The sequence below is a fragment of the Streptomyces phaeofaciens genome (assembly GCF_014648915.1).
Classification (GTDB): Bacteria; Actinomycetota; Actinomycetes; order Streptomycetales; family Streptomycetaceae; genus Streptomyces; species Streptomyces phaeofaciens.
In genome coordinates this window covers 1-525 of sequence record NZ_BMSA01000102.1, presented here as the reverse complement: position 1 = coordinate 525, position 525 = coordinate 1, and the positions used below count along the sequence as shown (strand labels likewise).

The window sequence follows — 525 nt, the reverse complement described above, 5'->3', positions numbered from 1 at the left end:
CCCTCCTCTCCTCGATCCCGGGTGCGGCGGTCACGTCCATCCGTATCGACGGCGTGCTGCACGAGTTCACCACCGTGCCGGGCGTCAAGGAGGACGTCACCGACCTGATCCTCAACATCAAGCAGCTGGTCGTCTCCTCGGAGCACGACGAGCCGGTCGTGATGTACCTGCGCAAGCAGGGCCCGGGTCTGGTCACCGCCGCCGACATCGCGCCCCCGGCCGGTGTCGAGGTGCACAACCCCGACCTCGTCCTCGCCACGCTCAACGGCAAGGGCAAGCTGGAGATGGAGCTCACGGTCGAGCGTGGCCGCGGTTACGTCTCCGCCGTGCAGAACAAGCAGATCGGCCAGGAGATCGGGCGCATCCCGGTCGACTCGATCTACTCGCCGGTGCTCAAGGTCACGTACAAGGTCGAGGCCACGCGTGTCGAGCAGCGCACCGACTTCGACAAGCTGATCGTCGACGTCGAGACCAAGCAGGCGATGCGTCCGCGTGACGCCATGGCCTCCGCCGGCAAGACGCTGG

The 525-nt window shown here is 66.9% G+C and carries 1 protein-coding gene; it reads left to right on the top strand.

Annotated elements, in window-relative coordinates:
• Positions 1 to 525, top strand: a 525-nt coding sequence (gene rpoA / locus IE275_RS45735; RefSeq protein ID WP_189718612.1) for a DNA-directed RNA polymerase subunit alpha, incomplete at both ends; no start/stop codon positions are given.